General features: G+C 46.4%; 10 protein-coding genes. 3 read left to right on the top strand and 7 right to left on the bottom strand.

What is annotated here, in order from left to right; genetic code table 11:
- Positions 1–18: 18 nt before the first annotated feature.
- The 3 genes from ACMJ0U_RS00155 to ACMJ0U_RS00145 all read right to left on the bottom strand — a co-directional run bounded on the left by ACMJ0U_RS00155 (position 19) and on the right by ACMJ0U_RS00145 (position 3,025).
- Positions 19–1,113, bottom strand: a complete 1,095-nt coding sequence (locus ACMJ0U_RS00155) for a Nif3-like dinuclear metal center hexameric protein (protein WP_417127372.1) — start codon at positions 1,111–1,113, stop codon at positions 19–21.
- A 182-nt stretch (positions 1,114–1,295) separates the two neighbouring features.
- On the bottom strand, positions 1,296–1,964 hold the full coding sequence (locus tag ACMJ0U_RS00150) for a bifunctional 4-hydroxy-2-oxoglutarate aldolase/2-dehydro-3-deoxy-phosphogluconate aldolase (RefSeq protein WP_007558337.1): 669 nt from the start codon (positions 1,962–1,964) through the stop codon (positions 1,296–1,298).
- Between the two features lie 38 nt (positions 1,965–2,002).
- The gene (locus ACMJ0U_RS00145) at positions 2,003–3,025 is read right to left on the bottom strand and encodes a PfkB family carbohydrate kinase (RefSeq protein WP_417127371.1); all 1,023 of its coding nucleotides are present in this window, start codon (positions 3,023–3,025) and stop codon (positions 2,003–2,005) included.
- A gap of 216 nt (positions 3,026–3,241) precedes the next feature.
- On the opposite strand from ACMJ0U_RS00145, the gene ACMJ0U_RS00140 reads away from it, so the two are divergent.
- Together ACMJ0U_RS00140 and ACMJ0U_RS00135 are read left to right on the top strand one after the other, a co-directional pair.
- Positions 3,242–4,318: a LacI family DNA-binding transcriptional regulator gene (locus tag ACMJ0U_RS00140; RefSeq protein WP_417127370.1), complete on the top strand. Its 1,077-nt coding sequence runs from the start codon at positions 3,242–3,244 to the stop codon at positions 4,316–4,318.
- 21 nt (positions 4,319–4,339) lie between these two features.
- Positions 4,340–5,833 (top strand): UxaA family hydrolase, encoded by a 1,494-nt coding sequence (locus ACMJ0U_RS00135; protein WP_417127369.1) that lies wholly within the window; start codon positions 4,340–4,342, stop codon positions 5,831–5,833.
- Positions 5,834–5,913: 80 nt separating this feature from the next.
- Here the strand turns inward: ACMJ0U_RS00135 and ACMJ0U_RS00130 are convergent, their stop codons facing one another.
- Both ACMJ0U_RS00130 and ACMJ0U_RS00125 read right to left on the bottom strand, forming a co-directional pair.
- Positions 5,914–7,842: a TonB family protein gene (locus ACMJ0U_RS00130; protein ID WP_417127368.1), complete on the bottom strand. Its 1,929-nt coding sequence runs from the start codon at positions 7,840–7,842 to the stop codon at positions 5,914–5,916.
- A 13-nt stretch (positions 7,843–7,855) separates the two neighbouring features.
- Complete coding sequence (locus tag ACMJ0U_RS00125; RefSeq protein WP_417127367.1) at positions 7,856–8,230, bottom strand: BlaI/MecI/CopY family transcriptional regulator; 375 nt, start codon at positions 8,228–8,230, stop codon at positions 7,856–7,858.
- Between the two features lie 279 nt (positions 8,231–8,509).
- On the opposite strand from ACMJ0U_RS00125, the gene ACMJ0U_RS00120 reads away from it, so the two are divergent.
- On the top strand, positions 8,510–9,385 hold the full coding sequence (locus ACMJ0U_RS00120; protein ID WP_417127366.1) for a hypothetical protein: 876 nt from the start codon (positions 8,510–8,512) through the stop codon (positions 9,383–9,385).
- Between the two features lie 262 nt (positions 9,386–9,647).
- Here the strand turns inward: ACMJ0U_RS00120 and ACMJ0U_RS00115 are convergent, their stop codons facing one another.
- Positions 9,648–9,845, bottom strand: a complete 198-nt coding sequence (locus tag ACMJ0U_RS00115) for a hypothetical protein (RefSeq protein WP_417127365.1) — start codon at positions 9,843–9,845, stop codon at positions 9,648–9,650.
- A 145-nt stretch (positions 9,846–9,990) separates the two neighbouring features.
- A complete protein-coding gene (locus ACMJ0U_RS00110) occupies positions 9,991–10,362 on the bottom strand; it encodes a DUF3127 domain-containing protein (protein ID WP_417127364.1) in 372 nt (123 codons plus the stop codon).
- Between the last annotated feature and the right edge of the window lie 72 nt (positions 10,363–10,434).

Raw genomic sequence — 10,434 nt, 5'->3', positions numbered from 1 at the left:
TTCTTTAGCCATAGTTTTCTACAAGTATTTTATGGGATTGGTATTGACACGCGTCAGCTGGGCGTCGAGTGTCGGAAACTTTTCCCGTATGATTGAATATAATAAATCTTTTGTATATTGTTCGCTTTCGTAGTGTCCTATCTCTGCAATGAGAATGTCGTTTTCGTAGCTGAAATAGTCGTGGTATTTCACTTCGCCCGTCAGGAACACGTCGGCATGGGCTTTTACGGCCTTGGGCAGCAGGAAGGCTCCTGCTCCTCCGCAGAGTGCTACGGTCTGGATGAGGCGTCCTGTCATGCGCGAATGTTTCACGCAGCCCACTTCGAACAATTTCTTTATCCGGCGCAGGAAATCAGTTTCAGTTTCCGGTTCTTCCAGTTCACCAATGATGCCTGCTCCTGCCTGTGTCCATTCGTTCTGTAAGGGATAGAAGTCGTAGGCTGGTTCCTCGTATGGATGTGCTTCGACGAGAACTTTCTGCACCTTTCCTTTCAGGAATGCCGGCAGTACAGTTTCAATCCGTACCTCATGCTCTTCGTGCAACTGGCCGATTTCTCCGCAGAAAGGATGTGTGCCCGGCTGTGCGCGGAAAGTGCCCTTTCCTTCCAGGTTATAGCTGCAGGAATCGTAGTTGCCAATGCACCCGCATCCGGCTTCAAACAAGGCATTACGTACCTCGTCGGCCTGTGCCTGCGGCACGAAGGTGACCAGTTTCAGCAGCTGGTTTTCTTTCGGTTCCAGGATTCTTACGTTCTTCAGTCCGATTTTCTCGGCAATCTTGAAGTTGACGCCCTGCGGTGCGTTGTCCAGGTTGGTGTGCATCGAGAAAATCACGATGTCGTTCTTGATAGCCTTCAGGATGCAGCGTTCCACGTAGTCGCGTCCGGTAATCGACTTGTAGCCTTTGAAGATGAGCGGATGATGAGATACAATCAGGTTATACCCCAGTGCGATGGCTTCATCTACCACGGCTTCGGTTACGTCCAGACACAACAAAGCCCCTGTAGCTTCCGCGTCTGTCAATCCGATTTGCAGTCCGGCATTGTCGAATCCGTCCTGTAAAGGCAGAGGCGCGAATATCTCAAGGGCATTCACAATTTCCTTAATTTTCATATTTCGCGAAAAATTTCATGCAAAGATAGGTCTTTTCGCGCACATATCCATGCAGGAAGTATTCGTTTTTGTATTTTTTCATGAATATTCCTTCATCTATGAGCATGAGAAAGCCCCGCAATATCCTTTCGGCATTGCGAGGCTTCTCACTTATACACCTTTAAACAAAATGAATTTCTGTATTATTTACGAGCTTCTGCAATGTAAGCCAATGCTTCCTTACATTTTTCTGTGACGTAAGTCCAGTCTTCAGCAGCTACCTTGTCTTTCGGGAACAACTTAGAACCCATACCTACGCAGAATACACCTGCCTTAATCCATGAAGTCAGGTTTTCCTGAGTCGGTTCTACTCCACCGGTTACCATCAGCTTAGACCATGGCATCGGAGCCAGCAAACCTTTTACCAGTTTCGGACCCAGTACGTCGCCCGGGAAAATCTTGCAGAGGTCGCAGCCCAGTTCCTGTGCGAAACCTACTTCTGATACGCTACCGCATCCCGGAGTGTAAGCTACCAGACGACGGTTGCAGACTTTTGCGATTTCAGGGTTGAACAACGGACCTACTACGAAGTTAGCGCCCAGCTGGATGTACAGAGAAGCAGTAGCAGGGTCTACGATAGAACCTACACCCATTGCCATTTCCGGACATTCTTTTGCTGCGAATTTCACTACTTCAGCAAATACTTCATGTGCAAAGTCACCGCGGTTGGTGAATTCGAATGCACGTACACCACCGTCATAGCAAGCCTTTACCACTTTCTTTGCTACTTCTGCATCCTTGTGATAGAATACAGGAACCATACCTGTTGAACCAATTTTGTTCAACACTGCAATTTTATCGAATTTAGCCATTTTTTTCTAACCTTAAATGAATGTTGTTTGTTGAGTGATTATCTCTGTACGCGACCGCTAGCGTCACCACCAGCCAGTGCTTCTACTTCTTCTACAGATACCAGGTTGAAGTCGCCGTTGATAGTGTGCTTCAATGCTGAGGCTGCTACTGCAAATTCCAAAGCTTCGCCCTGAGTAGCTTTGGTCAGCAAGCCGTGGATAATACCACCTGAGAATGAGTCACCCCCACCTACACGGTCGATAATCGGGTCGATGTCGTAACGCTTAGAAGTATAGAATTCTTCGCCGTTGTAAATCATAGCCTTCCAGCCGTTGTGAGTAGCAGAGAACGATTCACGCAAAGTAGAAATTACATACTTGAATCCAAATTCCTTTGCCATGGCTGTGAAGATTCCTTTGTAGCCTTCTGCATCGGTCTTACCGCCTTCTACGTCAGCATCTGGTTTGAAGCCCAGGCAGAGTTCTGCATCTTCTTCGTTACCGATACAAACATCTACATACTGCATCAACGGGCGCATGATAGACTGTGCTTTTTCTTTTGTCCACAGTTTTTTGCGGAAGTTCAAGTCAACAGAAACTGTTACTCCGTGACGTTTTGCAGCTTCACAAGCCAGTTTAGTCAGTTCGGCAGCTTTGTCAGAGATAGCCGGAGTGATACCAGACCAGTGGAACCAGTCAGCACCTTCCATGATAGCATCAAAGTCGAAGTCGCAAGGATCAGCTTCAGCAATAGCAGAGTGAGCACGGTCGTAGATAACCTTGCTAGGACGCATGGAAGCACCTGTTTCAAGATAGTAGATACCTACGCGGTCACCACCACGGGCGATAAAGTCGGTTTTTACACCGTATTTGCGCAATGCATTTACAGCCGACTGTCCGATTTCGTGTTTCGGCAGCTTGGTGACGAAGTATGCTTCATGACCATAGTTGGCACAGCTCACAGCTACGTTTGCTTCACCTCCACCGTAAACTACGTCAAAGCTGTCTGATTGAACAAAACGAGTATTGCCCGGTGTAGACAATCTCAACATGATTTCGCCTAAAGTAACAATTTTTCCCATTGCTAAATATTTTTATACTTATGTGATTAATAATGTAGTTCTTAACTCGTATCACAAAAACGATTCTTTCATCGGTTACTTTTGAAATATCTATTTTGTGTACGCACACAAAGGTACGGTTTATTTTTTAAAAACCAAAATAAGTTATATATTTGTATCGAAAAAAATGAATTTTTACAGAATGCACAGATTGTACAATATAATAAGGTAGAACGCATGGAGAAACAGCAAGATAGAATCCGGATTAAGGATATCGCCCAGATGGCCGGAGTATCGGTGGGAACAGTAGACCGTGTACTTCATTCCCGGAGCGGTGTGTCCGAATCCAGCCGCATCAAAGTGGAAGAGATATTGAAGAAGCTGAACTATCAGCCCAATATGTATGCCAGTGCGCTGGCTTCGAACAAGAAATACAGATTTGCTTATTTGCTCCCTTCACACAATGAAGGTGATTATTGGAAAGATGTGGAACGAGGCATGCAGCAGGCCATCACCCGTTTTTCTGATTTTAACGTTGCGCTGGCTTCTTATTATTATGACCAGTATGAGTTGGGTGCCTTTATAGAAAGCGGACTGCGTATTCTGGATACCCAGCCTGATGGCGTTATCCTTTCGCCTACCGTGGAAGAAGAAACCGAACGCTTTGTAGACATGCTGCGTGAGGCGGGTATTCCCTATGTATTTATTGACTCGAATATTTCCCGTTTGGAGCCACTGGCTTTCTATGGACAGCATGCCCAGCGGAGCGGGTATTTTGCCGCCCGTATGTTGCGTCTGCTTGCAAACGGAGAACCGGAGATTGTCATTTTCCGTCAGATAAATGAAGGACGTCTGGGCTCGAACCAGCAGCTCCATCGTGAAGAAGGATTTTATGAATATATGAAGGAACATTGTCCTGAACTGAAAATGTGGGAACTGAACCTTTATGCCAAACAGCCGGGTGAAGATGCTTCGTTGCTGGATGACTTTTTTATGGCGCATCCGAACGTGAAGTGCGGTATTACCTTCAATTCGAAAGCATATATTATTGGGGAGTACATGCAGCGTCACGGACGTACGGACTTTCATCTCATGGGGTACGACCTGCTGCGCCGCAACGTAGCTTGCCTGAAAGCTGGTTGCATTGATTTTATTATTGCACAGCAACCTACCGTGCAGGGGTACAACAGCATTGAATGTCTGTGCAACCACCTGATTCTGCGCAAGAAGGTGAAGGACTGCAACTACATGCCCATCAATCTGATTACGATTGATAACATCGATTTCTATTTCGATGCACACGTCAACGAATAACCTGATTACATTGCTATTAATATGAAAACGACTTATTTGAGAATTAATCCGGCCGACAATGTGGCGGTAACTATTTCTCCGCTTCATGCCGGGGAAACCATCGAGGCAGACGGACGGATAATCATGTTGCGTACGGATGTGCCTGCGGGGCACAAGGTGGCGCTGAAGAATTTACAGGCCGGAGAGAATATCATTAAATATGGTTACCCCATCGGCCATGTAATGACGGATGTATCTGAAGGTACATGGGTGAGCGAGAAAGAAATCAAGACTAATCTGGCGGGGCTGCTGGATTATACCTATCAGCCGGTGGAAGTGCATACGGATATTCCGGTGGAACACCGCACGTTCAAGGGGTATCGCCGTCGGAACGGAGATGTTGGCGTGCGCAACGAAATCTGGATTATCCCGACCGTGGGCTGTGTGAACGGTATCGTGAACCAGCTGGCCGAGGGACTCCGCCGTGAGACGGACGGAGGCAAGGGAGTGGATGCCATCGTGGCTTTTCCGCATAACTACGGCTGTTCGCAGTTGGGTGAAGACCATGAGAATACGAAGAAGATTCTGCGCGACATGGTGCTGCATCCCAATGCCGGAGCCGTGCTCGTGGTGGGATTGGGATGTGAGAACAACCAGCCCGATGTGTTCCGCGAATTCGTAGGCCCGTACGATGAAGACCGTATCCGTTTCATGGTGGCTCAGAAAGTGGACGATGAATACGAAGAAGGCATGCGTATCTTGCGTGAACTGTATGCCAAATGCTGTCAGGACGAGCGTGCGGATGTGCCCCTCTCCGAGTTGCGCGTGGGACTGAAATGCGGTGGTTCCGACGGCTTCTCGGGCATTACGGCCAATCCGCTGCTGGGCATGTTCTCCGACTATCTGATTGCACAGGGAGGTACTTCGGTGCTGACGGAGGTACCCGAAATGTTCGGGGCAGAAACCATCCTGATGAACCGTTGCCGTACCACGGAACTGTTCAACCAGACTGTGAGCCTGATCAATGATTTCAAGGAATACTTCCTTTCACACGGAGAGCCTGTGGGTGAGAATCCTTCGCCGGGCAACAAGGCCGGAGGTATTTCTACACTGGAAGAAAAAGCACTGGGTTGCACACAGAAATGCGGAAAGAGTTACGTATCGGGTGTGATGGCTTACGGAGAACGCTTGCAGACGAAGGGACTGAACCTGCTGTCGGCTCCGGGCAATGACCTCGTAGCTGCTACCGCTCTCGCCTCTTCCGGTTGCCACATCGTGCTGTTCACTACAGGACGCGGTACGCCATTCGGTACCTTCGTACCTACCATGAAGATTTCTACCAACTCCAACCTGGCGGCGCACAAGCCCGGATGGATTGACTTCAATGCCGGTGTCATCGTAGAAAACGAACCGATGGAAACTACCTGCCGCCGTTTCATTGATTATGTGATTCAGGTGGCCAGCGGAGAACCTGTGAACAATGAGAAAAAGAATTACCGTGAGATTGCCATTTTCAAGAATGGTGTCACACTTTAAGGAACCTCTGAAAACTAAAAGAGAACGCGCAAGGATATTTTCATATACCCTTGCGCGTTTCTTTTAGATAGAACGTGTTTTTATTTCTTTTTGGTAGTAATGAGTATCACTCCATTCTTTCCTTTTTCACTATATATTGCGGTAGCGGCTTCATTCTTCAGCACACTGACGGATTGTATCTTTTTCGGATTGAGCTTCTTTATCACATCGTCAGACACTTCCAACCCGTCCATAATGATAAGCGGAGACATTCCGGAGGCTTTGGAACTACCCACTGAATCTATTTTGAAATCTCCTGTAATGAACAATTCATCCATAGGATTATGGAGTTTAATAGTCGGCACATCTACTGATTCCTCGCTTTTCTGAACTCCATACCCCACTACTACGACGTCATTGTCGCCTGCTTTCGGCTTGTTGTTGGTTCCCTCCAGCATGAAAGTCACCGGAAGGGTAAACTTCACGCTGACCGTTTTTCCGTCCTGCATGCCCGGCTTCCATTTCGGCATAGTGCTGATTACGCGGATAGCTTCTGCATCCAGCCACGGGTCGACCGGACGGAGCACTTTGAAATCACTCAGCGAACCGTCTTCCCTTACCACGAACTGTACGATGACACGTCCCTGCTTGCCAGCTTCCTGTGCCTTTGCAGGATACCTGAGATTGCGTGCCATAAACTCCAGACCAGCACGCATACCGCCCGGATATTCCGGCATCTGTTCTACTACGCTAAATGTCTGGTCAGCCGATGTCACAGCTTGCGGAGCGTGTGCCAACACCTTCACGTCTTTCTTTGTGTCGCCTTCAGGCAAGACAATTGTCTGGTCGGCTTTCTTCAGACAGTCCTTGACAGCCATGGTAACTGTACCCATACCGATGTAGGCCACTTGGATGCTTTGGTCGGTGCCGACTTCCAGCGTGAAATTGCCATTTTCGTCGGTAATGGTCCCGTTGGTCGTATTTGCCACAAGCACGGTTGCTGCAATGATGGGTGCTCCTTTTTCATCCACCACCTTCATCTTCAGTTTGGTCTTTTCGGCAGGATTCGACACATTTTTATCGGCATACGTTTCCAAAACTGCCGATAAATCATTAACTTTGACACTTGAAATCTCATCGAGGGGTCGGGAGATTTCAGGACGGGCAAAAGCAGCTACGGTAACGGCTGCCAGCGGAAGTACATAGAGGTACTTGGCACGTGCCCACGGATTGGATTTTTTTCGAATCATCATAGTGATACGTTTTTTAAGTGAACTGTGATTAAAGCTGTTGGCAATAGAGTAGAGCCTTGCGCCAACGGCTTTTTTTATTAATAGCATTTGATATTCTTTCGCGTTGATTCCCTGACGGAGAACCTCTTCGTCGGCTTCGTATTCGTGAATGTTCTGCAACTCCTGCTTGAGCAGCCAGATGGCCGGATTGAACCATTGCAGCCAGGCACAGGCTTCGGCCAGCAACAAGTCCCATGAGTGACGGTGATGGATGTGGGCCATTTCGTGCACCAGAATGTGATGTCCGCTTTCCTTCAGGTCTGTTTCCGAAATCACGATGTAGCGCATCCAGCTAAAGGGAGCCAGTTTGCGACGGTGAACTACCAGGCAGATACCATTGTCCAACCTTTCACACCGGCTGTGGCGAATGAGATAAAGCATGCGTCCCAGCGACCAGAGGTGACGGGCGATGACAAAAAGCAATCCTGCAAAATAGACTAACACCAGCCCTTCCTGCCAGTGGAACGGACGACTTCCCTCTTCCAACACTACCGCTTCGCTGTTCCATTGGTACATCAGCAGCAAGTCTTCCATCGACATCACTTGTGCATTTACCGGCGAAGCTTGTTCCACCGTCACCTTTACTAAAGGCAGCAGACACGAGAGCAGCATCACTCCCAGCAAAGCCATCCGGTTGAAACGGTGGAAAGTTTCTTTGCTGAGCAGCAGGCGATAGAACAGATAGAACATCGCCAGGCAGACAGCCGACTTGAGTATATAGACTAAAAAGGTTCCCATAGGCAGAAGTATTTTATTGCGGTTTCTCGTTCTGTTCCTCTTCTACCTGACGGATGAGTTCTTTGAGTTCCTCTACCGAGATGTCTTCCTCTTTCACCAGCGAGGAGACAGCCCCCAAGAAAGAATTGTTGAAATATTTGGAGATGACCCCACGCAGGGTTTTCCGCCGGAATTCCTCTTCCGACACTACGGCATGATACTGGTAGGTATTACCAAACGACGTGTGCGACAGATACCCCTTCTCCTCCAGTCCCCTTACAATGGTCGACAGGGTATTGAAGTGCGGCCGGGGTTCTTCGTAAAGTTCCACCAGCTGTTTGACGAACATCGGACCTTTCTCCCAGAAAAATCCCATAATTTCTTCTTCTTTGGCTGTAAGTGTTTTCATATCCCTTTCAATTGATTATTGCAAAGAACTAAAACTTTTAGTTGATAAACTAATTTTTATAGTTAATATAACTAAACGAAGTAGTTTTCCTGACTGATTTACATAGAACCTGTTTTTTTATGGTTTAGAGGCTATTTAATTTTTTTGATGAATAGTGGATGATTTCTGCTGGATAGTGATGGTATTTGAAGTTATAGTTCAGGATGCGTCTAACTCTCCGTTGCCAATCAGGAGTGGACATGCTACTTTTGTTATAAATTAATTAAATAGGATAAAACAATGAAACAATTTTATTATTCGATGCTTGCAGCAACCTTGAGTTTGTTTGCGTTTGCAAGTTGTTCCTCTGGAGATGATGAGGGAGCTTTTGAAATTTCTCAATTGGTAGGTAGTGAATGGAAGTCCTCTTATGAGTGGCTTGACTCGGATGATTTTAGTATGGAGTCGGGTACGGAGGTACTTGTTTTTACATCTTCTACCAAAGCAGAAAAAACGACGGAGTATGAAGGTTATGGATGGGATTATAATTACACCCTTGGATCAAGTGAATATAAGCCCTACAGCGGTACCCGATATACATTTTATGAATATACAGTATCGGATAACGTTATACATCTGACACCGACGGACGGCTACTATACTTTAGACCTGGTCATATCTGGCAACAACCTGATAGATGATACTAACGACCAGATTTGGACTTTATCCAAGAAAGGTGACGGCGTAGAATCGGACGAAACAAGCTCTTATTCATGGAGCAACATGAGTGGATTCTGGATGTACGACGATCCTTATTCCGAGTATGCTGCAGTGATGCAGGTATATAAAAGCCAGAATGCACCCAGCAGCCGTTACCTGAATAATCCGGAATATGGATATTTCAGTTGCTTTGGTATGCATTTTAATGCCAGCGGACAGATGAAAGAGGTAACGATGGAAACCAGATTGTTTGAAAATACGCTGACAATAGCCCGGATACCTGCCTCTGACGGGAAAACGGTATACTGGACCAATATCGAAACCGGAAGTTATAGCGGCATAGAATATACCATCCATGGAAATACGATTTATTATAGCGGAGAGCCCGCATTTGAAATCGTAAGCTCAGATGTTATCAAGGACATGCATGGCGGAATGTATGTAAGAGCAAAATAAGTCATTTTTCCATGCAGAATGCATGGCTCAGGATAGTGTAGTATTGTATATAGAAGTTTCAGAAAATAGCTTTTTCTGAAACTTCTATTTTTTTCTAGTAAAAGCAATTGCGTTTTCCAGGTTTCCCGAACGCAAAACCTAAATTTCCCATAGCTGAAACGTAGGTTTTACGGTCAGAAAACATAGGGTTCTGCCATGCGAAATGTAGAAGATATAAAATGGTTTATCGGTAAATTTCCTTACACTTTCGTGTATTCCTCTTTTACAATTGAGGCGGACGATGTTTGTGATGTCCGGGGGCGTCGAGCTTCGCGGATTTCTCACCACGTATTTTCTTGGCATGCCCTGGAGGAATCTCCTTTTTGTGAGGCGGTTTGGGAGCGTGGCGATGCACTACACACGAAGTTCCGCCCAAGCATACAAGCATGCTGAGCAGGACTATCAGTAACTTTGTTTTCATAACTTTAATCATATATGGTTTTTACAAAGTTATAAAAAACATTTACAATCCAAATTTCATCAACGGCTTTATTTACGGCCAATAAAAAAGCCTCCTTTACTTCATTTCTTCAGAAGCAAAGGAGGTTAAAATTTTCTGTATTCATTTAGAACGGCAGGTCGTCTTTCTCGTCTGTCATGGAGAAATCGGCCGGAGCTGCATTTACCGGAGGGAACGGAGCTTCTACCGGAGGCGTCTGAGGAGTGGCTCCCACACGTTCCACCTTCCATGCGCGGATACTGTTGAACCAGCGTCCTTGCCATTCGCGGGCATCAATGTCGAACGATACGTTCAGCTCCTCGCCCACTTGAATATTAAACTGTTTGATTTTGTCATCACCAAAGACATCAAAGCACATACGACGCGGATACTGGTCGTGTGTTTCGATGACATATTCTTGTACCTTCCATTCGTTGCCGTTCCGCGATGTACCGCCTTTCGGTTCCAGAACCGCAATCACTCTTCCTGCTAATTCCATAAATCGTATTTTTAAATTCGGTGACGAAATTACGACTTTCCATAGAAGAAAACTAATTTTTAAGACCTTTTT

It is taken from the genome of Phocaeicola sp., assembly GCF_048170425.1.
In the GTDB taxonomy this organism is placed as follows: Bacteria; Bacteroidota; Bacteroidia; order Bacteroidales; family Bacteroidaceae; genus Phocaeicola.
This window is presented reverse-complemented; position numbering and strand designations above follow the sequence as displayed.